General features: G+C 63.2%; 20 protein-coding genes, 2 tRNA genes and 1 pseudogene. 20 read left to right on the top strand and 3 right to left on the bottom strand.

What is annotated here, in order from left to right; all coding sequences use genetic code 11:
* Window positions 1–148: 148 nt before the first annotated feature.
* The 15 genes from oiaX (at window position 149) to derI (ending at window position 18,102) form a co-directional block, all read left to right on the top strand.
* The gene (oiaX, locus tag NL532_RS15475; protein WP_023701694.1) at window positions 149–1,399 is read left to right on the top strand and encodes a 3-oxo-isoapionate-4-phosphate decarboxylase OiaX; all 1,251 of its coding nucleotides are present in this window, start codon (window positions 149–151) and stop codon (window positions 1,397–1,399) included.
* Between the two features lie 4 nt (window positions 1,400–1,403).
* Window positions 1,404–2,738, top strand: a complete 1,335-nt coding sequence (locus NL532_RS15480) for a four-carbon acid sugar kinase family protein (RefSeq protein WP_023829896.1) — start codon at window positions 1,404–1,406, stop codon at window positions 2,736–2,738.
* 233 nt (window positions 2,739–2,971) lie between these two features.
* Complete coding sequence (locus NL532_RS15485; RefSeq protein ID WP_023829897.1) at window positions 2,972–4,495, top strand: FGGY-family carbohydrate kinase; 1,524 nt, start codon at window positions 2,972–2,974, stop codon at window positions 4,493–4,495.
* The gene (locus tag NL532_RS15490; protein ID WP_031194761.1) at window positions 4,492–5,268 is read left to right on the top strand and encodes a DeoR/GlpR family DNA-binding transcription regulator; all 777 of its coding nucleotides are present in this window, start codon (window positions 4,492–4,494) and stop codon (window positions 5,266–5,268) included. The genes NL532_RS15485 and NL532_RS15490 overlap by 4 nt, the downstream gene beginning before the upstream one ends.
* Window positions 5,265–6,980 carry a glycerol-3-phosphate dehydrogenase/oxidase gene (locus NL532_RS15495; protein ID WP_023753379.1) on the top strand — a complete coding sequence of 572 codons (1,716 nt, stop codon included), beginning with the start codon at window positions 5,265–5,267 and terminating at the stop codon, window positions 6,978–6,980. Before NL532_RS15490 ends, NL532_RS15495 begins: the two co-directional genes overlap by 4 nt.
* Before the next feature lie 324 nt (window positions 6,981–7,304).
* Complete coding sequence (locus tag NL532_RS15500; RefSeq protein ID WP_023701690.1) at window positions 7,305–8,318, top strand: sugar-binding transcriptional regulator; 1,014 nt, start codon at window positions 7,305–7,307, stop codon at window positions 8,316–8,318.
* 27 nt (window positions 8,319–8,345) lie between these two features.
* On the top strand, window positions 8,346–8,996 hold the full coding sequence (locus tag NL532_RS15505; protein WP_023714401.1) for a DUF2291 family protein: 651 nt from the start codon (window positions 8,346–8,348) through the stop codon (window positions 8,994–8,996).
* Entirely contained in the window at window positions 8,993–10,531 is a 1,539-nt protein-coding gene (locus NL532_RS15510) for a sugar ABC transporter ATP-binding protein (protein WP_023829898.1), read from the top strand. Before NL532_RS15505 ends, NL532_RS15510 begins: the two co-directional genes overlap by 4 nt.
* A 25-nt stretch (window positions 10,532–10,556) precedes the next feature.
* On the top strand, window positions 10,557–11,690 hold the full coding sequence (locus NL532_RS15515; RefSeq protein WP_023672598.1) for an ABC transporter permease: 1,134 nt from the start codon (window positions 10,557–10,559) through the stop codon (window positions 11,688–11,690).
* 39 nt (window positions 11,691–11,729) lie between these two features.
* The gene (locus NL532_RS15520; protein WP_081726801.1) at window positions 11,730–12,671 is read left to right on the top strand and encodes a D-ribose ABC transporter substrate-binding protein; all 942 of its coding nucleotides are present in this window, start codon (window positions 11,730–11,732) and stop codon (window positions 12,669–12,671) included.
* 111 nt (window positions 12,672–12,782) lie between these two features.
* Window positions 12,783–14,342 carry an FGGY-family carbohydrate kinase gene (locus NL532_RS15525; protein ID WP_023672596.1) on the top strand — a complete coding sequence of 520 codons (1,560 nt, stop codon included), beginning with the start codon at window positions 12,783–12,785 and terminating at the stop codon, window positions 14,340–14,342.
* The gene (locus NL532_RS15530) at window positions 14,339–15,856 is read left to right on the top strand and encodes a glycerol-3-phosphate dehydrogenase (protein WP_023829899.1); all 1,518 of its coding nucleotides are present in this window, start codon (window positions 14,339–14,341) and stop codon (window positions 15,854–15,856) included. Before NL532_RS15525 ends, NL532_RS15530 begins: the two co-directional genes overlap by 4 nt.
* Complete coding sequence (locus NL532_RS15535; RefSeq protein ID WP_023710712.1) at window positions 15,856–16,794, top strand: sugar phosphate isomerase/epimerase family protein; 939 nt, start codon at window positions 15,856–15,858, stop codon at window positions 16,792–16,794. Before NL532_RS15530 ends, NL532_RS15535 begins: the two co-directional genes overlap by 1 nt.
* 76 nt (window positions 16,795–16,870) lie before the next feature.
* The gene (locus NL532_RS15540; RefSeq protein ID WP_023823023.1) at window positions 16,871–17,638 is read left to right on the top strand and encodes a triose-phosphate isomerase; all 768 of its coding nucleotides are present in this window, start codon (window positions 16,871–16,873) and stop codon (window positions 17,636–17,638) included.
* 26 nt (window positions 17,639–17,664) lie between these two features.
* Window positions 17,665–18,102 (top strand): D-erythrulose-4-phosphate isomerase, encoded by a 438-nt coding sequence (derI, locus tag NL532_RS15545; RefSeq protein ID WP_023672592.1) that lies wholly within the window; start codon window positions 17,665–17,667, stop codon window positions 18,100–18,102.
* Window positions 18,103–18,117: 15 nt separating this feature from the next.
* Here the strand turns inward: derI and dhaL are convergent, their stop codons facing one another.
* The 3 genes from dhaL to NL532_RS15560 all read right to left on the bottom strand — a co-directional run bounded on the left by dhaL (window position 18,118) and on the right by NL532_RS15560 (window position 20,076).
* Window positions 18,118–18,759, bottom strand: coding sequence for a dihydroxyacetone kinase subunit DhaL (dhaL, locus tag NL532_RS15550; protein ID WP_023706016.1), 642 nt, complete (start codon window positions 18,757–18,759; stop codon window positions 18,118–18,120).
* Between the two features lie 26 nt (window positions 18,760–18,785).
* On the bottom strand, window positions 18,786–19,793 hold the full coding sequence (locus NL532_RS15555; protein ID WP_023688205.1) for a dihydroxyacetone kinase subunit DhaK: 1,008 nt from the start codon (window positions 19,791–19,793) through the stop codon (window positions 18,786–18,788).
* Window positions 19,794–20,001: 208 nt separating this feature from the next.
* A tRNA-Asn gene (locus NL532_RS15560) sits at window positions 20,002–20,076 on the bottom strand.
* 232 nt (window positions 20,077–20,308) lie between these two features.
* On the opposite strand from NL532_RS15560, the gene NL532_RS15565 reads away from it, so the two are divergent.
* The 5 genes and pseudogenes from NL532_RS15565 to NL532_RS15585 all read left to right on the top strand — a co-directional run bounded on the left by NL532_RS15565 (window position 20,309) and on the right by NL532_RS15585 (window position 24,536).
* Window positions 20,309–20,569, top strand: coding sequence for a PGPGW domain-containing protein (locus tag NL532_RS15565; RefSeq protein WP_027050334.1), 261 nt, complete (start codon window positions 20,309–20,311; stop codon window positions 20,567–20,569).
* A 334-nt stretch (window positions 20,570–20,903) separates the two neighbouring features.
* Window positions 20,904–20,977: transfer RNA gene (locus tag NL532_RS15570), tRNA-Cys, on the top strand.
* 108 nt (window positions 20,978–21,085) lie between these two features.
* Window positions 21,086–21,759: pseudogene (locus NL532_RS15575) on the top strand (protein-L-isoaspartate O-methyltransferase family protein).
* 185 nt (window positions 21,760–21,944) lie between these two features.
* On the top strand, window positions 21,945–23,330 hold the full coding sequence (locus tag NL532_RS15580; protein ID WP_023691095.1) for a TolC family outer membrane protein: 1,386 nt from the start codon (window positions 21,945–21,947) through the stop codon (window positions 23,328–23,330).
* A gap of 330 nt (window positions 23,331–23,660) precedes the next feature.
* Complete coding sequence (locus tag NL532_RS15585; RefSeq protein ID WP_023829900.1) at window positions 23,661–24,536, top strand: PopZ family protein; 876 nt, start codon at window positions 23,661–23,663, stop codon at window positions 24,534–24,536.
* The last annotated feature ends 68 nt before the right edge of the window (window positions 24,537–24,604 follow it).

Consider the following 24,604-nt stretch of genomic DNA (forward strand, 5'->3'; position numbering starts at 1 on the left):
CTGCCGCAGCTGTTCCCGGAATGGCTGTCGCCCCGATCGGCCATAGCCGCAAGACAGGATATTGCTTGCAAAGCTTATGTACTCATTATACCAGATTCTGACGATCAAGGAACTAATTTCGAACCTCCGCGGCCTCAGACAACGAACCATGATCACGCTCACCTACCGCATCGAAACGTCAGGTAGCATCGAGGCGCTGGCGACCAAGATCGCCAGCGACCAGTCGACTGGAACTTTCGTCGCGCTGCCCGGTGAGACCGAGGAACTGAAAGCCCGGGTGGCCGCGCGTGTCCTGACCATTCGGCATTTGCCTGAGGCTGACAGGCCATCGCTTCCCGAGGCCGGTGACGGGCCGTTCAAGCGCGCGGATGTCGACATCGCCTTTCCATTCGATGCCATCGGGACCGACCTGTCGGCGCTGATGACGATTGCCATCGGCGGCGCCTATTCGATCAAGGGCCTGTCCGGCATTCGCGTCGTCGACATGAAATTGCCGGGGGAATTCAGTGGCGCCCATCCGGGTCCGCAGTTCGGCGTCGCCGGCAGCCGCAGGCTGACAGGTGTTGCGGACCGACCGATTATCGGCACCATCGTCAAGCCGGCGCTGGGGCTTCGGCCACACGAGACCGCCGCAATGGTGGGGGAGCTGATCGCCGCCGGCGTCGATTTCATCAAGGACGACGAGAAGCTGATGAGCCCGGCCTATTCGCCGCTGGCGGAGCGGGTGAAGGCAATCATGCCGCTGATCCTCGACCACGAGCAGAGGACCGGCAAGAAGGTGATGTATGCCTTCGGCATCTCGCATGCCGACCCGGACGAGATGATGCGCAACCACGATCTGGTGGCCAAGGCGGGCGGCAATTGCGCGGTGGTCAACATCAATTCGATAGGCTTCGGTGGCATGGCGTTTCTTAGAAAACGCTCCAGCCTGGTGCTGCATGCCCATCGCAACGGCTGGGACATTCTTACCCGCCATCCCGGCCTCGGCATGGACTTCAAGGTCTGGCAACAGTTCTGGCGGCTGCTCGGCGTCGACCAGTTCCAGATCAACGGCATCCAATCGAAATACTGGGAGCCGGACGCGTCTTTCGTCGAGTCCTTCAAGGCGGTGACGACGCCGATTTTTGCGCCTGAGGATTGCGCCTTGCCTGTGGCGGGCTCCGGCCAATGGGGCGGGCAAGCGCCCGAGACCTATGAACGGACCGGCCGCACGGTCGATCTGCTCTATCTGTGCGGCGGCGGCATCGTCAGCCATCCGGATGGACCGGGCGCCGGGGTGCGTGCCGTGCAGCAAGCCTGGCAGGCGGCGGTCGACGGCATTCCGCTGGCGGATTTCGCCTTGAGCCATCCGGAGCTGGCGCGGTCGATCGAAAAATTCGGCGACGGCAAAGCGGCCTGAAGCAATGCAAGACCTGCTTCTCAGCTATTATGGCGACGACCTCACCGGCTCGACCGACGTCATGGAAGCGCTCGAACTCGGCGGCGTCCCGACCGTGCTGTTCATGCGCCAGCCGGACGCGGCCATGGTTGAGCAGTTCAGCCATTGCCGCGCCATTGGCCTGGCCGGCACCAGCCGCAGCGAGACGCCGCAATGGATGGACACGCATCTGAGCGATGCCTTCGCTTGGCTGAAGACGCTGAATGCCGCGATCTGTCACTACAAGGTCTGCTCGACCTTCGATTCCAGCCCGGCGATCGGCAGCATCGGCCGGGCGATCGAGATCGGCCGCTCGGTCTTCGCGCAGGACAGCGTGCCGCTGCTGGTCGGGGCGCCGCAACTCAAGCGTTACACTGCCTTCGGTCATCTATTCGCGGCCTATCGTGAAAAGTATTTCCGCATCGACCGCCATCCGGTGATGAGCCGCCACCCGACGACGCCGATGGATGAATCCGACCTGCTGATCCATCTGTCGCGGCAGACGGAGCTCACGTCGGGGCTGGTCGATCTCGCGACGTTGCAGTCGGCGTCGCGCTCGGAAGCCTTCGACCGCTTGCTCGCAAAGGGCACCGACATCGTACTTGTCGATGTCGACAGCCTCGAGACGCAGGCGCTTGCCGGCAAGGAGATATGGCGCGCCCGCAAGCCGGGCGGTTCGTTCGTCGTCGGCTCGTCGGGGATCGAATATGCGCTGCTGGCCGAATGGGTGTCGAACGGGACAGTCAGAGCTGAACCAGAATTTTCGCCGCCGGGTGCCGCCGACCGGATCGCGGTCGTCTCGGGCAGTTGTTCGTCGACGACCGAACGACAGATCCGTCACGCTTTGACTGACGGCTTCGACGGCATCGAGGTCGATCCCGTCGAACTGGTCTCCGAAGCTTCCGGAGATGCGATCGCACGCGCAGCAGCAGCCGGTCGCGCCAGCCTGGAAGGCGGACGCAGCGTCGTTCTCTACACGGCCCTTGGACCCGCGGCCGATAGGGGGGGCGACATCGACCGCCAGGAAGGCGCCCGCCACAAGCTCGGGCGGGGCCTCGGCGAACTGCTTCGCGCGCTGACCATCGAGCAGAAGTTGCAGCGCGTGGTCGTTGCCGGCGGCGATACGTCGAGCCACGCGCTCGGCCAGATGGGTGTCGATGCGCTGACCGTGCGGATGCCGTTGCCGGCGTCGCCGGGCTCGCCGCTTTGCGTCGCTCACTCGCGCGTCAAGGCGATCGATGGGCTGGAGGTGGCACTCAAGGGCGGGCAGGTTGGAACCGACCGCTATTTCAGCGCCATCCGTGACGGCCTTAGCAGCTGATTACGCGTCGCCTGGCAACCGCGAGATCCATCCGTGGCTCCCTGGCGCCGAAGCCTTTTTGTCGCGTATGTTGACGTTAAATTCACATAAAGGTATGAGTTCTTTGTTGCGGCGAGGTGCTTTTGCCGTTTGTCCCCCTTGCTCAATCGGGGTTGTCGCCATGTGTTTCGCCCTTGCATCAGACTGCAGGATCGCCCTGTAGCAATCGCCAGTTGCTGAAAGAGGCGGTGATCATGCCCAGCCTGCTCGGAATCGATAACGGCCTCACGGTCACCAAGGCGGTCATCTTCGATGCCGACGGCACGCAATTGTCCGTGGCCCGTCGCCGGGTGCCGCAATCGATGCCCCACGCGCGCTGGGTGGAGCGCGACATGTCAGGCCTGTGGCAAGCAACAGCCGACGCCATCAAGGAGGCGATCGCGCTCTCCGGCAGGCCGGCGGAAGACATCAAGGCGGTGGCGGCGACCGCGCATGGCGATGGTCTCTATCTGCTCGATCATGATCGTCAGCCTTTGGGACCAGGCATCCTGTCGCTCGACAGCCGCGCCGGCGACATTGTCGAAAGGTGGTCCGCCGGTACCGTTTTCACCGATGCACTGGCGACGACAGGCCAGACGCCGCATGTTTCGGCGCCGTCGGCGCTGCTGGCGTGGCTTAAGCAGAACGATCCTGATCGCTATGGCCGCATCGGCCATGTGCTGGCCTGCAAGGACTGGCTGCGCTTTTGCCTGACCGGCACGATCGGGACCGACCGCACGGAGGCCAGCACTTCATTCACGGATTTTCGCACGCAAGCCTATGCGCCTGAAGCGCTGCGCATCTTCGGGTTGGAGGATCTGTTCAACGCGCTGCCGCCGGTGGCGCATTCCGCTGACATCGCCGGTCAAGTCACAGCCGATGCCGCCGAAAGGACCGGCCTTCGCAGGGGAACACCGGTCGCCTGCGGCCTGCACGACGTGGCCGCCTCGGCGCTTGGCATGGGCGGCCATGAAGACGGCGTGCTCGCCATCGTCGCCGGCACGTATTCCATCAACGAAGTCGTCTCTTCGCAACCGCGCGTCGACCGACGTTGGTTCTGCCGCAACGCCATCGATGCGGGGCGTTGGAACAACATGTCGATCTCGCCGGCCTCGACCGCGAACTACGACTGGTTTCTCGACACTTTCTGTCGCTTGGAGCAAGACAGGACAAACGCGGATGGCGGCTCGCTCCACGAATTGCTGGCGGGAGAGATCGACGCGGCGTTGAAGAAGCCTTCGACCATCCTGTTTCATCCCTATCTGTTCGGCTCTCCCTATGGCGATTTGGCCAGCGGCAGCTTTGTCGGCCTGCATGGCTGGCACAATCGCGGCGACATGCTGAAGGCGGTTCTGGAAGGCATCGCCTTCAATCACCGCACCCATGTCGAGGCTTTGCGCGACGGCTTTGCCGTCAGCGAGATCCGCCTGACCGGCGGCGGTTCGCGCAATCCTGCTTTCGTCCAGATGTTTGCCAACGTGCTGAACGCCCCGGTCACCGTCACCTCGACGGATGAGACCGCGGCCCTCGGTGCCGCGCTTTGCGCAGGTGCTGCGGTCGGCTTGTTCAAGACGCCGCAAGAGGGCGCCAGGCAGGTCGGCATGACGGAGCGGACGTACCAAACCGTGCCCGCCTCCAGTGCTGTGTTCAATGAGCGGTTTTCGCTCTACTGCCGCATAGCCGAGCAGCTGAAGTCGCATTGGCCTGATATCGAAAGGCTGGCGGGGGTAAACGCATGATCAAGGCCGACGAACGACGCGAAGAGATCGCCGATTATGTGATCAAGCTCGGCCAGGTGCGCATCGATGATCTGGTCGAGCATTTCGGCGTGTCGCGCATGACCATCCACCGGCATATCGACCGGCTGGCGCAGCAGGGCGTGCTGCGCAAGCTGCACGGTGCGGTGACGGTCCAGCCTTCCGGCCTCTACGAGAGCGCTTTCCGCTACCGGGTGACCGTCAATCGAGCCGAGAAGGATGCACTGGCGCGGGCGGCACTGGATTATATCGAGGCCGGCCAGGTGGTGATGCTGGACGATTCATCGACGGCAAACGCGGTCGCGACGCTGCTGCTCGACGTCAAGCCGCTGACCGTCATTTCCAACAGCGTCTCGACGGCGGGCCAATTGATCAATGTGGACGATATCGATTTCATCTGCCTCGGCGGCCAGTATCACGGCACCTACAATGCCTATATCGGCATCGTCTGCGAGAACGCCGTGGCGCAGTTGCGCGCCAATGTGCTGATCTGTTCGGCTTCGGCCGTCACCGGAACCACGGCTTTCATCCAGGATCCGAATGTCGTGCGGGTCAAGCAGGCGATGATGACCGCCTCCGTGAAGCGCATCCTTTTGGTCGACCACGCAAAATTCGACCGGATCGCGCTGCATGTCTTCGACGATCTGACCAGTTTCGACGCCGTGCTGGTGACCGAGGGCCTGGGCGATGCGCAGGCGCAGAGCCTCGAACGGGCGGGGGTGAAGTTGCGCATCGTCAAGACGAAGGCGCCATGAACCCAGCAGATGGAGCCGGGGCGGACAATCCCGCCGGGCGTCTCGCCGCGATGGCCGGGACCGGCGAAGTCGACGTCGTCATTCTTGGCGCCGGCATCAACGGGGCTGGGCTGTTTCGCGATCTGTGCGCGCAAGGTGTCAGCTGCCTGATCGTCGAAAAGGCGGATTTCGGCTCGGGCACCAGTGCCGCGCCGTCGAGGCTCATCCACGGCGGCTTGAAATATCTCGAGACCGGCGAGTTCGGGCTGGTGGCGCAGTCGACGCTCGAACGCAATCTGCTTCTTCAAAACGCGCCGCACTATGTCAGCCCGCTGCCGACCGTCATCCCGATCTTCTCGTGGAGCAAGGGCATGCTCGCGGCGTTGCGAACGCTGTTCGGCTCGACCAGCGCGCCGCGCAGCCGCGGCGCCATACTGATCAAGATCGGCTTGATGATCTACGATTTCTACGGTTCACGAAACCAGGTCATGCCGCGCCACCGCATGGTCGGGCGGCGGCAGGCGCTTGTTGAGATGCCGGCGCTCAATCCGGCGATCGTCGCCACCGGCACCTACTACGACGCCAAGATAAGTCACCCGGAAAGGCTGGTGCTGGAACTGATCCTCGACGGCTTGCAGGCTCACGCGGCGTCTGCCGGTGCCAACTACACGACACTGGCGGCTTCAGCCAATGGCGTGCTCACATTCCAGCCGGAAAACGGCGCGGCCTTTTCGGTGCGGCCGAAGCTGGTGGTGAACGCCGCCGGTCCGTGGATCGACGACGTCAACGCGCTGCTTGGTGCTCCATCGAAGATGATCGGCGGCACCAAGGGCTCGCATATCCTGTTAAGGCATGACGAACTGGTCAAAAGCCTCGCCGGGCGCATGCTCTATTTCGAGGCCGATGACGGCCGCATCTGCCTGGTCTACGACTATCTCGGCCTGGCGCTGGTCGGCTCGACCGACATCAAGGCCGACAATCCGGACGCGGTCCGCTGCGAACCCGAAGAAGTCGACTATCTGCTCGACAGCGTGCGAACGCTGCTGCCGGGCATGGCGTTCGAGCGCGACCAGATCGTCTACGCCTATAGCGGCATCCGGCCGCTGCCGACGTCCGAGGCGTCGACACCAGGGCTGATCAGCCGCGATCATTCAGCGCCGGTCGCCGAGCCGGACGGCAACAGGCCCTTTGCAGTCATTTCGCTGGTCGGCGGCAAATGGACGACGTTCCGCGGCTTTGCCGAGGAAGTCGCTGACACGGTACTCAAGCGCCTGCAGCGCAGCCGCAAGGTGACGACGCGAGCCATGCCGATCGGCGGCGGGAGGAATTTTCCGGCCAATGCCGCCGCGCGCGCGGACTGGCTGGCTAAGGCACAGCAGGCAACAGGCGCCGGGGAAAGGCGCCTTGACCAATTGCTGTCGCGCTACGGGACCAGAGCCGTTGAGATCGCCAGGCACGGGTCGGATGATGAGGGTCGTCGTCTGCCGGACTCGGACGGCTACGGCAAGGCGGAAATCGACTACATCGTGCGCAACGAATTCGTCGAACATCTGGCCGATGTCGTTATGCGCCGCAGCACGTTGGCGATAGGCGGCTCGCTGACGAGCCGCGACCTGCAGGAGATTGCCGCGATCGCGGGGCGGGCGTTGGGGTGGAGCACCGAGCGCCTCACGCGGGAGGTCGAATCCGCTGTTGTCGAGCTCGAGGGCAGGAACCTGATGCGGCTGGACTGATCGCTTGATCGCCGACGCCTAGCTTTTCCTGAGGCAATCCGATCGATTTGCCCTTGTTGCGCCGTGTGCATCACCTTCCCATTTTGCACCCGGATTGGGATTTGCCGGCGCCTACGGGCTCATGCTGTCACTGGATACGGTAACACAAATTGACGTTAAATTAACACTACCGTATGGTCATATTATATGCTTACCTTCTAATAGGCTCGCGTTGGCTGCGGAACGTCGGCTGAGGCAACCATCTGCGGAGGGATTGACAGCGGTGCAAAGGTATGAAAATTTTTGCACACAAAGATAATATTATCACCCTGGGGAGGGGATGGCTTGAATTCCGGCGGAAGCGCAAACCGCGACCATGAATCCAGCCTCGCCACGCGCGCGGCCTGGCTGCACTATGCCGGTGGTCTGACCCAGGCCCAGGTGGCCAAGCGGCTTGGCCTGACCAGCCTCAAGGCGCATAGGCTGATCACCAAGGCCAACCAGGAAGGTCTGGTCAGGGTCTTCATCGACGGCGACGTCGCCGAATGCGTCGACCTGGAACAGCGCCTGATCGCCGCCTTTGGGCTCCACTATTGCGAGGTGGTTCCCGATCTCGATCAGGACGAACTGCCGCTGAAGGGGCTGGGCATTGCAGGCGCCCAGTTCCTGAAGCGCGAAATCGATCGCGGCGAAGACATGCTGATCGGCGTCGGCCATGGCCGCACGCTTGCCGCCAGCGTCGAATATCTGACGCGCGCAACTGCTGCTCACATCCGTTTCGTCTCGCTGCTTGGCGGCGTGACGCGCAAATTCGCCGCCAACCCGCACGACGTCATGCATCGCCTGGCAGAGCGGACAGGCGCGCAGGCCTTTGTGATGCCGGTGCCTTTTGTCGCCAATACCGCCGAGGACCGTGAAGTGCTGCTTGGCCAACGCGGCATCAGCGATGTGTTCGCTCTCGCCAGCCGGTCCGACCTGATGTTCGTCGGAATAGGCACGGCCGAGCGGGAGGCGTCGCTGGTCGCCACCGGCATGATCGAGCCTTCCGAAATCGATGAGGTCAAGCGGGACGGCGGCGTTGGTGAATTGCTGGCGCATTTCTTCGACGACAAGGGTGGTCCGGTCGAAACGGCGCTGTCGGAAAGAATACTGGCGCTTCCGCGGGATCAGTTGAAGGGCCGCAGGATCGTTGCCGTCGCCGGCGGCAAGGTGAAGGTGCGCGCCATCAAGGCAGTACTCGAAAGCCGTTATCTCAGCGGCCTGATCACCGACGAATGCACGGCCCGCGCGCTGGTCGAGCTCGACGATGCAGCCGGGACCGCGAAGCGCCGCGTGAACGGAGGAACTTCGAATGCGTGACAACGGAAAATCGCTGGTGGTTGCATCATGAGCGCGAAGGCTGCCACCGCCCGGCAAGCTTCGCCCCGCTTGCGCCGGGTGCTTGCCGGCGCCGCGGTTGTGGTTCTGCTCGGCGCCATGGCGCTCGACACCAAGGTGATCAAGATCGGCTCTGCCGGCGATGTCCGCAACGCCGTGTTTTCGGCGGCCGACTACGGCAAATCTGAATTCCCCAAGGTGCAAGCCGATGTCGAAGCGCGTGCCGCCGACGCCGCGACGGTGGCGACGGCGATCGCCAAGGACAGGGCGACGGCCGAAAAGGAATATGGCGTGCCGGCGGGAGTCGGACCGGTCATCTCGGTCAAGTTCACCGGCGTCGTCGGCGAGGGAAAATCGGGCATCTACAAGGTCGCCGTCGACGGTTTGCCGGACACGTTGACCGTCCGCGTACAGACTGGGCCGGCGATCAACGGCACCGAGCTTCGCGACGCCACCGGCAAGATCACCTTTGGTCAGTTCACCAACCAGATCGAGTATCAGGACGCCGGCTCGGCGCTGAACAACGAGATGAAGAAGGAGGTGCTGGCGAAAGTCGACACCAGCGCCTTGACCGGCAAGACAATAGCGGTGGTCGGCGTCTTCAAGCTGGTCAATCCGAAGAGCTGGCTGGTCACACCGGTGAGGCTGGACGTCAAATGACAATGGCTGCCGGCACAGAACCCGCGACTGGCGATGCCGTGCTTTCGGCGCGCAATGTCGTCATGTCGTATGGCGGCGTCCACGCGCTCAAGGGCGTCAATTTCGACATCCATCGCGGCAAGGTCACCACCCTGTTCGGAGAGAATGGCGCCGGCAAATCGACGCTGATGAAGATCCTGTCCGGCGTGGTGACGCCGACATCCGGCGACATCGTACTCGACGGCAATCTCGTCAGCTTTGCCTCGTCTTCAGACGCGCGCGATCGCGGCATTTCGATCATCCACCAGGAGCTCAGCCTGGCGCCGAACCTCAGCGTTCGCGACAACATCTTCATGGGCCGCGAACTGCGCACCAGAACCGGCCTCGACTTCGCCGAGGAGTCGCGCCAGGCGCGGGCGCTGATGGCCGACCTCGAAGAAGACATCGATCCGATGACCCTGGTCGAGGACCTGCGCCTGGGGCAGCAGCAGATCGTCGAGATCGCACGCGCGCTGTCGGTCGATTCCCGCATCCTGATCATGGACGAGCCGACCTCCGCGCTGAGCGCCACGGAGGTCGAAGTGCTGTTCAAGGTGATCCGCGACCTGACCAGCCGCGGCGTCTCCATCGTCTACATCTCGCATCACCTCGAAGAGGCGCTGCAGATCACCGACTACGCCGTCGTGCTGCGTGACGGGGCGATCACGGCGACGGCCGAGGCCAAGGACATCGACCTCGAATGGATCGTCCGCAACATGGTGGGCGAGAATTTCGATCTCGGCTCGCCGCCGACCGGCCACGAGTTCGGCGCGGTGGCGCTGTCGATCGAGGATGTCAGCGTCACCGACGCTTCGGGTTCAGGCTACGTCGTCGATCATCTGTCGCTGGATGTCAAAGCGGGCGAGATCGTCTGCATCTATGGGCTGATGGGCGCGGGCCGCACGGAATTGCTGGAGGCCGTCGCCGGCCGTGTGCCCATGGCGGGCGGGCGGGCGCTGCTGGAGGGTGAGGACGTTTCGGGGCTGACCATTGCCCAGCGCATCGCCCGAGGTCTGGTTCTGGTCCCCGAGGATCGCCAGCGCGACGGCCTGGTTCAGACCATGACCGTCGGCCGCAATCTGTCGCTTGCCAGCATCGAGGCGTTCGCGAAAGGCCTGTTCCTCTCCCGGCCGAGGGAACGCGCACTGATCGACGATTCGATCCGCAAGGTGACCATCAAGACCGCGGGCGGCAACGCCATGATCGGATCGCTGTCGGGCGGCAACCAGCAGAAGGTCGTCATCGGCAAGATGCTGACGACAGATCCCAAGGTCATCCTTCTCGACGAGCCGAGCCGCGGCATCGATGTCGGCGCCAAGGCCGAAGTCTTTCGCTTGCTCAGCGAGCGTGCCGCGCAAGGCCTGGCGGTCGTCTTCTCGACCTCGGAGGTCAATGAGTGCCTCAGCATCGCCCATCGCATCGTCGTGATGCGGCGCGGCAAGATTTCAGCCGAATTCGGCGCCAACGCCACCAAAGAGCAGATCATGGCCGCCTCCGGCGAAGCCGTGGTCGCCTGACCATAGAATTTCGGAGCCCCGACCCATGAGCGATGTCAGCCAGGCCAGCAAACAGTCCAGCCCCAATGCGGGCGGCGAGGGCTTCGACGTGGCCAAGCTGCTGCTCGAAGGCCGGGCCTTCTTTGCCCTGATCGTCATCATTGTCGTCTTCTCGATCCTGTCGCCCTACTACCTCTCGGTGGCGAATTTCCTGACCATGGCCTCGCATGTCGCCATCTTCGGGATTCTCGCCGTCGGCATGCTGCTGGTCATCCTCAATGGCGGCATCGACCTGTCGGTCGGCTCGACGCTCGGGCTTGCCGGCGTCGTCGCTGGGTTTCTGATGCAGGGCGTGACGCTGACCTGGCTGGGCGTCGTTCTCTACCCGCCGGTCTGGATGGTCGCGGTGCTGGCCTGCATGCTGGGTGCGGCCGTCGGGCTTATCAACGGCGTGCTGATCGCGCGGTTCAAGGTTCCGGCCTTCGTCGCCACGCTCGGCGTCATGTACATGGCGCGCGGCCTGGCACTGCTGATGACCAGCGGCCTGACCTACAACAATCTCGGCGGCAAGCCGGAGTTGGGCAACACCGGTTTCGATGCTCTCGGCTTCAACCGCCTGTTCGGCGTGCCGACCGGCGTGGTGGTGCTGGCGGTTATCGCGCTGATCGGCAGCATCGTCCTGAACCGCACCGCCTTTGGACGCTGGCTCTACGCCTCGGGCGGCAATGAGCGCGCCGCCGAACTCTCCGGCGTTCCGGTCAAGACCGTGCAGATTTCGGTCTATGTGCTGTCGGGCATCTGCGCCGCCATTGCCGGCCTGATCCTGTCCTCGCAGCTGACCTCGGCCGGGCCGACCGCCGGCACCACCTACGAACTGACGGCCATCGCCGCCGTGGTCATCGGCGGCGCCGCACTCACCGGCGGGCGCGGCAACATTCGCGGCACCTTGCTCGGAGCCTTCGTCATCGGCTTCCTGTCCGATGGTCTGGTGATCATCGGCATCTCATCCTACTGGCAGACAGTGTTCACCGGCGCCGTCATCGTGCTCGCCGTGCTCCTCAATGCCGTTCAGTATCGCCGCCGTAGCAAGCTTCCAGCTTCGACGGGCGGCCAACCGACTTCTCAGAAACGGGGGAAGGCCGAACCGGCCAATCCTGCCCAAGGGAAGACTGCCAGCTGACTGGCAGCAAGACCGCGTAAAATCATTGGAGGAATGTACATGAAAATCGTGCTTAGAAGTTTGCTTGCCGCCGCGATGGTGGTCGGGTTTAGCGCAGCCGCATCGGCCGCGGGCCTGATCTCGATCATCGTCAACGATCCGGCCAACCCCTACTGGCTGACCGAAGGCAACGTCGCCAAGGCCGAAGCCGAAAAGCTTGGCTATACAGCCAACGTCGCCGCCCACAAGGGCGACACCAATACCGAAAGCAATCTGATCGACACCGCCATCACCAACAAGTCGGTGGCGATCATCCTCGACCCGGCCAATGCCGATGGTTCGGTCGGCGCGGTGAAGAAGGCGATTGCCGCCAACATCCCGGTTTTCCTCGTCAATGCCGAGATCAACCAGGAAGGCCTCGCCAAGGGCCAGCTCGTCTCCAACAACGCGCAGGGTGCGGCTCTCGGCGCCCAGCAGTGGGTGCAGGCGGTCGGTGAAAAGGGCAAGTATGTCGAACTGCTCGGCGCCCCGTCGGACAACAACGCCGCCACGCGCTCGAACGGCTACGCGACTGTGCTGAGCCAGTATCCGGATCTCGAAAAGGCCGCTTCGCAGGTCGCCAACTGGGATCGTACCCAGGGACACGACAAGATGCAGAGCATGCTGCAGGCCAATCCCGACATCATCGCGGTGATCAGCGGCAACGACGAAATGGCGCTTGGCGCGGTTGCGGCGCTGAAGGAAGCCGGCAAGCTCGCCGGCATCAAGGTCGGCGGCTTTGACGGCTCCCCGGATGCGGTTGCGGCCATCAAGTCCGGCGAACTGCAGTACACCGTGCTTCAGCCGGTGGCCATCTTCTCGGCCAAGGCCGTGCAGCAGGCCGACTCGTTCATCAAGACGGGCGCTACCGGCGCCACCAGCGAGAAGCAACTGTTCGATTGCCTGCTCATCACCAAGGACAATGTGGACAAGTACACCGCACCCTTCGTGCTGTCGGAATAAAAACCTGCTCAGGGGGTGTCCTTCGCGGACACTCCCTGGCTCTTCCATGGCTTCGAGACAACAAAGACTGCTCCTTGTGACTTGCCTTCATAACCATCCGGAACTTGCGGCATGAAAGACCTGCTGATCGGGATCGACGCGGGAACGTCCGTGATCAAATCGGTCGCTTTCGATCTATCGGGGCGGCAGCTCGCCATGGCATCGGTGACCAACAGCTTCGTCACGCTGGAAGGCGGCGGCGCCGAACAGGACCTTAATCAGACCTGGCGCGACATGGTGCTGACCGTTCTCGATCTGGCGACGAAAATTCCAGACCTCGCGCGGCGAACCGCGGCCGTCGCGGTCACCGGGCAGGGCGACGGCACCTGGCTGATCGATGGCGACGGCATGCCGGTCGGGCGCGCGTGGCTCTGGCTCGATGCGCGCGCCGGACATCTGGTGGACGAGATGCGCGGCGATCCCCGGGATCGCACGCGGTTCGAGATCACCGGCACCGGGCTCAACGCCTGCCAGCAGGGCGCTCAGCTCAGCTGGCTGAAGAAAAACAGCCCGGAAATCCTGGAGCGCGCCGCCACTGCCTTTCACTGCAAGGACTGGCTCTATTTCAAGATGACCGGCGAGCGCGCCACCGATCCTTCGGAGGGAACATTCACCTTCGGCGATTTCCGCGCGCGCAGCTATTCCGACGAGGTGCTCGACATTCTGGATCTGACGTCGCACCGCCGCCTGCTGCCCCCCATGCTCGAAGGCACGACCGACCATCATCCGCTTTCTGCGTCGGCAGCAGGCGAGACCGGCCTGCTTGCGGGCACGCCGGTGGTGCTGGGCTACGTCGACATGGTCAGCACCGCGCTCGGCGCCGGCCTCTATGATCCAAGCGGCAATGTCGGCTGCACGGTCATCGGCTCGACCGGCATCCACACACGCCTGGCGCGCACTCCTGATGATGTCGTCCTCAACGACAATGCCTCCGGCTACACGATCGCCATGCCGGTTCCGGGCGCCTATGCGCAGCTGCAATCCAATATGGCGGCGACGCTCAACATCGACTGGCTGCTTGGCCTGGCGCGCGACGTGCTGACCGCCAGCGGCGCAAAACCTTCGCGCGACGAGCTGCTGAAAGCGCTCGATGTCTGGGTCGAAGGATCGGAGCCGGGATCGCTGGTCTATCAGCCCTATATCTCGCTCGCCGGCGAACGCGGACCGTTCGTTGACCCCGACGCACGCGCGGGCTTCATCGGCCTCTCGGTCAAGCACGGTTTTGGCGATCTGGCGCGCGCCGTTCTCGAGGGATTGGCCTTCGCGGCCCGCGATTGCTACCAGGCCATGGGCAGCATGCCCAGCGAGATCCGCCTGTCTGGCGGCGCGGCGCGCAGTCCGTCGCTGCGCCGTATTATCGCCGCGGCAACCCGCGCGCAGGTCAGAACCAGCAGCCGCCAAGAAGCAGGTGCCGCGGGTGCGGCGATGATGGCCGCGGTCGGGCTCGGCTTTTATCGCTCGATGGATGATTGCTGCGCCGAATGGGTGACGCCGCTTCTGGGCGAATGCGACGCCTATGACGAGGCGCTTTCGCAAACCTACGATGCGCTGTTTCCGTCTTTTGTCGCGGCGCGTCAGGCGCTGCATCCGGTGTGGAAATCGATGGCGCACCGCACAGGAGCTAAGTCTTGAGCGATACAACGGATATTGTCGATCTCTTCGTGATCGGCGGTGGCGTCAACGGCGCCGGCATAGCGCGCGATGCCGCGGGTCGCGGGCTGTCGGTCATCCTGTGCGAGAAGGACGATCTGGCGCAAGGCACCAGCTCGCGTTCCGGCAAGCTGGTGCATGGCGGCCTGCGCTATCTCGAATATTACGAGTTCCGGCTGGTGCGCGAGGCGCTGATCGAGCGCGAGGTGCTGCTTGAGGCGGCGCCGCACATCATCTGGCCAATGCGTTTCGTGCTGCCGCACAGCCCCGAGGACCGGCCGGCATGGCTGGTGCGGCTCGGGCTGTTTCTCTACGACCATCTTGGCGGCCGCAAGCGGCTGCCGGGAACGAGGACACTGAACCTGAGAACGGCGCCGGAAGGGGCGCCGATCAGGGACGAATTCAAGCGTGGCTTCGAATATTCCGACTGCTGGGTCGATGACGCCAGGCTGGTGCTGCTCAATGCGCTCGATGCCAGTCAGCGCGGAGCAAAAGTCTTCACTCGCACTGCCTGTATTGCTGCCTGGCGCGAAGACGGCCTGTGGTCGATCGACATGCAGGACGGCCGCACGGGCGCTGTGACGAGGGTCCGCGCACGCGGGTTGGTCAACGCGGCCGGGCCATGGGTGAATGACATCGTCAGCCGCGTCGCCGGACAGAATTCCACCCGCAACGTTCGCCTGGTAAAAGGAAGCCATATCGTCGTGCCAAAATTCTGGGAGGGACGGCAGGCCTATCTGATCCAGAACAACGACAAGCGGGTGATTTTCGTCAATCCGTATGAGAACGATCTGGCGCTGATCGGCACCACCGACATACCCTATGAAGGCAGGCCTGAGCTAGTGGCGGCCGAAGCCAGCGAAATCGATTATCTGATCAAGGTGGTCAACCGCTACTTCAAGCGCCAACTCACCGCGCAGGACGTGGTCTACAGTTTCTCGGGCGTGCGGCCGCTCTATGACGACAATGCCGACAACCCGAGCGCGGTGACGCGCGACTACATCTTCGAACTCGACGCCCCGAACGGTGGCGCGCCGCTGCTTTCTGTGTTCGGCGGCAAGATCACCACCTTCCGCAAACTGTCCGAACATGCGCTGGAAAAGATCCAGCCCTTCTTTCCGACCATGAAGAAGGCCTGGACAGCCAAAATTCCCCTGCCGGGAGGCGACCTGCCCAACGCGGATTTCCAGCAGTTCCTGGGCGATCTGCACGCCGAGTTTTCGTGGCTTAGCCCGTCGCTGGTGAAGCACTATGCCCGCAGCTACGGCACGCGCACGCGCGCCTTGCTGAAAGGCGTAAAAGGCGAAGCCGATCTCGGCCGTCGTTTCGGCCCGGATTTCTATGAGCTCGAAGCTGTCTTCCTGTTCGAGACCGAATGGGCGATGACCGCCGCCGACGTTCTCGAACGCCGGACCAAACACGGGCTGCATATCAATGCGGCCGAGCGGAAAACATTCGAAGACTGGTGCACAAAGACAATGGCGGCGGTGAACTGATGGCCTTCACGCTTTCGCTGAACACCAACCCGCTGGTCAATCGCTTCGCCGATCCCGACGATCTGATCGACGCCATTGCCTATGGCATCGGCATCCGCGACGTGCAACTGACGCATGAATTCGTCAATCCGGGCTGGCCGGCGGCAACGATCGCCAAGTTCGTTCGCCTGTTCAACAGCGCCCTGGCGCGGACCGGCGTGCGGATCACTTCGGGTATGACCGGTCCCTATGGCCGGCTCAATCATTTCGGCCATCCGGACGCGGATGTGCGCCGCTATTATGTCGATTGGTTCAAGACCTTCGCCGACATCTCCGCCGAACTCGGCGCGTCGGGCATGGGCACGCAGTTCGCCATATTCACCTACAAGGATTTTGACGATCCGCAGCGGCGCGCGGCGCTTCTCGACATCGCGCTCGAATGCTGGCGCGAAGTGGCCGAGCACGCCAAGGCGGCGGGCCTGACCTACCTTTTCTGGGAACCGATGTCGGTCGGCCGCGAGTTTGGCCACACGATCGAAAGCTGCGTCGAATTGCAGGGCGCCATCGATGCGGCCAAGCTGCCGATCCCGATGCAGATGATGGTCGACATCGACCATGGCGACGTGACCTCGCCCAATCCTGACGACACTGATCCCTATGCCTGGGCGAAAGCGTTCCCGTTGCAATCGCCGATCATCCACATCAAGCAATCGTCGATGAACAAGGGCGGGCACTGGCCGTTCACCGCCGCCTACAACAAGGATGGCCGCATCATCCCGCAGAAGCTGCTCGACGCCGTGCGGGCGGGTGGCGGAACCGACAATGAAATCTGCCTTGAACTTTCCTTCCGGGAGAGGGAACCGGTCGATCATCAGGTTATTGCAATGATCCGTGAGTCGGTGGATTTCTGGGCGCCTTACATCGACAGCGGCCGCGAAAGTCTCAAGCCTCGCGCTTGAGGCAAACCGCCGGCCCGAAGGCCGGCGCAGACCCGGAAACACGCATCATTCGAATTTCGGATCGAAGGAGAGAAGAATGGCCCCATATTGGGTCGGCACGAGCTGGAAGATGAACAAGACGCTGGCGGAGGCGCTGCAGTTCGCCGAGGCATTGGCTGCCTTCGTGCCCGGCTTCGATCCGGCGATACAGCCTTTCGTCATTCCGCCCTTCACCGCGGTGCGGCAGGTCAAGGCGGCGCTCGCCAACACCCGCGTCAAGGTTGGCGCCCAGAACATGCATTGGGCCGATGCCGGTGCCTGGACGGGCGAGATTTCGCCGGTGATGCTGAGGGATTGCGGGCTCGACCTGATCGAACTAGGCCATAGCGAACGCCGCGAGCATTTTGGTGAGACGGACAGGACCGTAGGACTGAAAACGGCGGCGGCGGTCAGGCACGGCTTTGTGCCGCTGATCTGTGTCGGCGAGACGCTGGCCGAGCGCGAGGGCGGCCGCGCCGACGAAATTCTGACCGCGCAGGTCTTGGGCGCGCTGCAGGGTCTCGCAAACAATGAGTTGTCGGCAGAGATACTCTTTGCCTATGAACCGGTGTGGGCGATCGGCGAGAAAGGCATTCCGGCCAGCGCCGACTATGCCGACAAGCAGCAGGCGCTGATCAAGCAGGTCGCAGCAACCCGGTTGCCGACCGCCCCGCTTGTGCTCTACGGCGGCAGCGTCAATCCCGGCAACGCGGCTGAACTGATTGGCCAGCCGCGTATCGATGGGCTGTTCATCGGCCGCTCGGCATGGCAAGCGGAAGGCTATATCGACATTCTCAAAAAGGCGTCGGCCGCCATCGCGCGCTGACCACGAAAACGAAGGAGTTCATTGCCATGAAGATCGCACTCGGAGCCGACAGCGCCGGCAAGCCGCTGCTCGATGTCATCGCCAAGCATCTCGCCACCAAGCCAGAACTGCAGGTCGTCGATCTCAGCCAGGCCGGATTCTACGCCGATATTGCCGCTGCGGTCGGCCACGAAATTGTCGACGGCAATTACGACCGCGCCATCCTGTTTTGCGGCACCGGCATCGGCGTCAGCATCTCGGCCAACAAGGTGCCCGGAATCCGTGCCGCGCTAACCCACGACACCTATTCGGCGGAACGCGCTGCGAAATCCAACAATGCCCAGATCATCACCATGGGTGCGCGCGTCATCGGCCCCGAACTGGCCAAATCGATCGCCGACGCCTGGCTGGCCTCGGAGTTCGATCCGAACGGTCCCTCTGCCGCCAACGTGCAGGCTGTCGACAAGCTCGACGCGAAGCGCTGAGGATCCGCTCCCGACCTAGCCGGTCAAGGCGATCCGCATCGCCTCGATGACGGTTACGGCGGACGCCGCGCCTGGATCCATATGGCCAAGCGAGCGTTCGCCGAGGCGGGAGGCCCGGCCCTTGGTGGCGATCATCGCCTTGGTCGCCTCCGCGCCGGCCTTTGCCGCCTCGGCTGCAGCCGCGAGGCTGCCGGCCAGCCCCTTGCCGGCGGCCAGTGCCTCGCCCGCAGCCGTCGCGGCCGGCGCCCACGCATCGATCATCGTCTTTTCCCCAGGCTCGGCCTTGCCGCGATCCTGAATGCCTCTGGCCATCGCTTGGAACATAGCGACCGCGTCGGCGTCGTCGAGCGTCGCCTTGCCCTTGACGGCGGCCGCGCCGCGCATGAATGCCGTGGCATAGAGCGGGCCCGAGGAGGCGCCGACGGCATTGAGGAACGACTTCGCCGCCGTGTTCAGCAAGATGGTCGGATCGGTGGTGCCGGTATCCAATGCGGCCACCGCATCGCGTGCCGCGGAAAATCCAAGCTCCATGGCAATGCCGTGGTCGGCATCGCCGATCACCCCGTCAAGCGCGCACAACCGATCCCGGTCGGCTGACATGGCGTCGGCGATGGCCGCGAACATCGCGGCAAGGCGGGTGGTGTCGATTGTCGTCATCTCTTGTTCCTTGCCGGTCACCAAGTTTACCCGGCGCGAAACATGGCGCAGTCGCAAGGGTGGTCGAGCATCGTTTGCAACTCGTCGTCGAGGTGGTGCAGCGTAATCGAAGCGCCGGCCATTTCGAGCGAGGTGCAGTAATTGCCGACCCAGCTTGCGTGAATGGATACACCGATATCGTCAAGCCTCTGCTTCACGCGCCGGTTCATGATGTAGAGTTCCATCAGCGGCGTCGAACCCAGCGAATTGACCAGCACGGCGACCTTCTCGCCGCGTGCCGGCGCCATCTCTGCGAGAATCCTGTCCAGCATTTCGTCAGTGATCTCGTCGGCCGTTTTGAGTTTTCCGCGTGCGATGCCGGGTTCGCCATGGATGCCCATGCCGATCTCCATCTCGTCGGGTCCGATTTCGAAATTCGGCCGGCGGGTTTGCGGCAACGAACAGGGCGCCAATGCGACGCCCATGGTAAAGGTGTGGTCGTTGGCTTTCCCGGCAATGCGTTGGCATTCATCGAAAGACAACATGCGGTCGCAAGCGGCGCCTGCCGCCTTGAAGATGAAGAAGTTCCCTGCGACACCGCGCCGCTTGTGCCTGTCGCCAACGGGCGCGGAAGCGACGTCGTCGGTGCTCAGCACCGTGCGCACCTCGATGTCGTCCATCGCGGCCATCTCGGCCGCCATGTCGAAATTCATGACGTCGCCGGCATAGTTGCCGTACATGAACAGCACACCGGCGCCGCCGCTCGCCGCCTTGGCGCATTCGAGGATCGGGTCGGGCGGCGGAGAGGCGAACACATTGCCGATCGCCGCCGCGTCGGCCAGCCCCTTGCCGACGAAGCCGAGAAAACTCGGCTCGTGGCCCGAGCCGCCACCAATGACGAGGCCTACCTTGCCTTGGCGCGGTCCATCGCGGGCGATGATCGAGCGCGGGCTTCCGTCAACGGCTTTGAGATGGCGGGGATGCGCTGCCAGGATGCCTTCCAGCATCTCGTCGACGGCGCGATTGCCGTCATTGATGATCTTCTTGGTTTGCACCGGCATCCTCCCGATTTGGGTATTTTCATAGATGATACAGGGCGTATCAGGCTGCCTCGGGCGGGGGCAGGGGCGCGATGCCCACCAAACTGCCTTCGATCGGCTTCGTAGCTGTTTACCAGCCGTTCTGGCAGAACCGAAGCGGACCGACGTGCACGGACAATGGCACTGTAGTGTACAAGATCGCACCACGGCTTAGATAAGGCGGTGGCTCCCCGGGCCGGATTCGAACCAGCGACCAACCGGTTAACAGCCGGTTGCTCTACCACTGAGCTACCGGGGAATAGAGGCTCTCATGTGAGTGGCGCAGCCTATAGCAAACCCTTTTCGGCTTTGCAAAGAAGCATTTCGCATTTTTTTAGCGCATTTTCACCCAATGGTTTCTGGCAATCGCCGGATGACACCACATATGAGCCGTCTTGGGCGCCGTCGGACCTTGGTCGGCGGAACCTGAAAGGCGATTGCAGCCTTTAGCGCATATGGCTTTATCGAAGGCAACCGGATCGACTTTCGACATGACTGCAGCAGACGAAAACCAGGCACCGGCGCGGAAAATCTCGGTGTTCGGGCGCGAGTTCACCATGCCGCGCTCGCGCGGGCTGAGGATCGCCATCGGTATCGTGCTGGTGTTTTTCGGCCTTCTCGGTTTCCTGCCGATTCTCGGCTTCTGGATGATTCCGCTCGGCCTTTTGGTGCTTTCCTACGAATTTGCCGCGGTGCGCCGCCTGCGGCGCCGGTTCGTCGTCTGGTGGGAACGGCGTCGCCGGCCAAATTGAAAGCGATGGCGCGCGGTCCCGGTTCAGCGGACGCTTCGCTTCCAGCCCCTCGCAGACCTTCCCCTCGAATATCTCCTTGAGAACGGCAGCCCTGGTGTCAGCCGCGCGTTTACGGTGGAAGCCAGTTTGCACCCGCTGCGTAAAGCCGCGGGTTCGAGTTTCGCCGGTCGCGCAGCCATGCTTGAGGAGCGGCCAATATGCCGGTGCGCCAAGCGCTGAAACCGCTCGGGAACCACGTTGCGGCGGCTGATGAGGAAAGCGCGCCGGAATGCCGCGCGGACGCTTGACGACCTTTCGCTGCCACCATATTGAGTTCGCTCGCCGGGAGCGATGAGGCCTCGTGGCGGAGTGGTTACGCAGAGGACTGCAAATCCTTGCACCCCGGTTCGATTCCGGGCGAGGCCTCCAATCGCTTCAACTCCCGCATGCCGGGGGCTTGAGTTCCGGTCGAATGCGCCGCAGTGTCGGCGCGACAAGCGCATTTCAGCGCATTGGCTTTGACGGATTGGTTGGGACATGAGCGCTGATTTCTCCGAACTTCGCGTCAAGATGGTCGACGGCCAGGTCCGCACCACCGATGTGACCGACGCAGCATTGCTCGATGCCATGCTTGCCGTGCCGCGCGAGGCCTTTGTCGGGGCCGGCCAACAGGCTCTCGCCTATATCGACGAGGATATCCGCATCTCCGACGGCGCCGATGGCAGCGGTGCGCGCTACCTCATGGAGCCGTCGCCACTGGCCAAGCTTTTGCAGTTGGCCGAGATCGACGCCGGCGATTCGGTGCTCGATGTCGGCTGCGGCACCGGTTATTCCGCGGCGCTGCTGTCCAGGCTGGCCAAATCCGTCGTGGCGCTGGAAAGCGATACCACACTGGCGGAAGCAGCCAAAGCGGCGCTTTCGGCGCAGGGCTGCGATAACGTCACCGTGGTCACCGGCCCACTGCCGCAAGGTCATGCCGCCAAGGCGCCCTACAATGTGATTCTCATCGGCGGCAGCGTCGAGAAAGTGCCTGCGGCGCTGCTTGACCAGCTTGCCGAAGGCGGCCGGCTGGTGGCTGTGGAAGGGCAGGGCAATGCGGGCGTAGCCCGGCTCTTTTTCAATGCAGGGGGGTTGTAACCGGAAGACGGGCATTTAATGCGGCAATTAAGCCACTACCCGGATTTGAACGCATTCATGCCTTCGAGTTCTAAGTGATTTTGCCTTGCAGCAAAGACTCTGTCATGTTGGCTTGCGATTGAACAATCGTTGCTGATTGGTTAACCGGGGTTTCGGGAGGCTGTCAGCGGGGGAACGATACATCGACGCGGCGCTGGCCGATCCCTAGGGATGGGCTGGCGTGGCGTGGTTCCCGTGCAAAACGAATGAGGGATATAAAGTGCCGTCCTTAGCCAAGAGTTTGTTTGTTACTGTCCTCATTTCCGCGACAGCGCTTTCGCCGATAGCCGCCTCGGCGGAAACCATTCTCGGCGCGCTTTCCAAGGCCTACCAGAACAATTCCTCGCTGAATTCGGCCCGTGCCGGCGTGCGCGTCACCGATGAGGGCGTGGCGATCGCCAAGTCGGGCTATCGCCCGGTGATCACTGGTTCGGCTGATATCGATTACACCTCCAGGCACCTAAACGGCAGGAACGCGAGCCTGGCATTGACCACCGGCAGCTTCGGCGTTCGGATTGATCAGACGCTGTTCGACGGCTTCCAGACCAAGAACAGGGTCGCGTCGGCCGCTGCACAGGTGAGGGCCTCGGTCGAGGGCCTGCGCAACACCGAAGAGAACACGCTGTTCAACGCGGCGAGCGCCTATATGGACGTGATTCGCGACCGCCAGGTGGCGGTGCTGACCGAACAGAATCTGCAGTTCCTGACCGAGCAGGCGCGCGCGGCACGCTCGCGTTTCGAGGTCGGCGAGGGCACGCGCACCGATGTGGCGCAGGCCGACGCGTCGCGTTCGGCCGCGGTGGCGCAGTTGAGTGCCGCCCGTGCGCAGGCTCTGGCCAGTGCGGCAACCTATCATCAGATCGTCGGCGACGAGCCGGGCAAGCTCAAGGCCGCGTCGCCGTTGGCGAAGCTGTTGCCGAGGAGTCTCGAGGCGGCGATCGGCATTGCATCGAACGAGCATCCGGCCATCCTGGCCGCCCTACATTCCGTCGATGCAGCCGGATTTGATGTAAAGACGCAGGAGGGTGCGTTGCTGCCGCAGTTGACTGCCAGTGCCGGCCTTTCCCATGTCTATCAAAATACCGTACCTGGCGCGGGGGATTCGGACGGCGATTCCAATGCCGCCACCGTCGGCGCGACGCTGACCGTTCCGATCTATTCGGGCGGCCGTACCTCCGCACTCGTTCGTCAGTCGAAGGAATCGCTCAGCCAGGCTCGCATCGAGGTGGATGTCAGCCGTGACTCGGTGCGCCAGGCCGTGACCTCGGCATGGACGCAATACATCGCAGCGCGTGAAAGCGTCGACGCTAATCGGCAGGTGATCGCGGCCGCACAGTTGGCGCTCAACGGCGTCATCGAGGAGCGCAATGTCGGACAGCGCACCACGCTCGACGTGTTGAATGCCCAGAACGCCGTCATCTCGGCAAAGATCGACCTCGCCAGCTCCGAGCGCGATGTGGTTGTAGCGAGCTACGCCATCCTGTCGGCCATGGGCCGCCTGTCGGCCGATCGCCTGGCGTTGAATGTGGTGAAGTACAAGCCTGAAGAGCACTACAGAGCCGTCAAGGACAAATGGATCGGGCTGCGTACGCCGGACGGTCGTTGATCGCGACTGAGCGGTTCAAATCCCGCCAAGATTGAAAGTATCGTAGCGCCGCGCTTCCCAAGGATGCGCGGCGTTTGTCTTTTGTAGCCTAAATTGTTGAAATCCGGCGTCTTCCGAGATTGGGGATTCTCGGATGGCGATCCGTCGGCTACGCTGTCGCCATGATTCGTATCCGGCTTTGCCGGACAGGAATCCAGGAACGGGTCACTACAGCGCCACGCGTCCGATGGATGCGCAAAGGAGGCTGTAGAACTTTGATTTTGCGCCTGATCCTCTTCGAAAATCGAAGATCGATTTTCGGGATCATGCGCGGGGGCGGCGGATGTGACGATGGCGACGGCAAGCAGCGCACAGCGCGAACCTTCCATGGAAGAAATACTGGCTTCCATCAGGAGGATCATCGAAGACAGCGACAGCGGCCGCAAGGGCGACGCCGATGAGTTGCGGCAGGACCTTGTGCCGGCCGCCGGGCCTGTTTCGGATGTCGAGGCCTTCCGCAGCGAATTGCACAGCTCGACCGAAAGCAAGAAGCCGGTGACGCTGGCCGAGGTGCAGGCCCAACTGGCCGAGCCGGTGGTTGCGCGGCTGGAGCCGCGCTCCGAGCCGTCGCCAGTGAAGCCGGCCATTGCGGCAAATGCCACGACCGCCGCGCCACCCGCGCATGCTCCAATGACCCTGGCGGAAGTGAGCGCCAGGATAGCCAGTGAACCTGCCCCCGCCGTCGGGGCAGAAGCTGCAGTGCGGGCAAAGACGGAAACCACCGACTCGATCGTCACGGATTGGCGCCGCGAAATCGCGGCCGTTGGCAATCAGGCAAAACCGGCTGACACAGTACGGCGGCCCGAGATCAGGCAGCCGGAGACTGAAAATCGGCAGGCAGCAATCGCGGAGGTCGAGGCTTTCGAAGACGATCTCGCTGCCGAGCCGGCTTTCGAGCCTCGTCCTTCGCGCAGCGAGCACGCGCGCCCGGCCGATACAACCCCGGCCCGTCCGGCGATCGTTTCGGAACATACGGGACGGCAGGTCGCAGCCGCCTTCGGCGAGCTCTCCGACGCCTTCGCCAGCCGCAGCAAGAAGACCTTCGACGAGATGGCCGAGGAGATGCTGCGGCCGATGCTGCAGGATTGGCTGGACAACAACCTGCCGACGCTGGTCGAGCGCCTGGTACGCGAAGAAATCGAGCGCGTCGCGCGCGGCGCGCAATAGGCATCACCACAGCCCGTTCCGGATTAAAGCGCCGCCTTCGGGCGGCGCTTTCTCGCTGCAGGCCAGCG

It is taken from the genome of Mesorhizobium sp. C120A (genome assembly GCF_030323105.1).
In the GTDB taxonomy this organism is placed as follows: Bacteria; Pseudomonadota; Alphaproteobacteria; order Rhizobiales; family Rhizobiaceae; genus Mesorhizobium.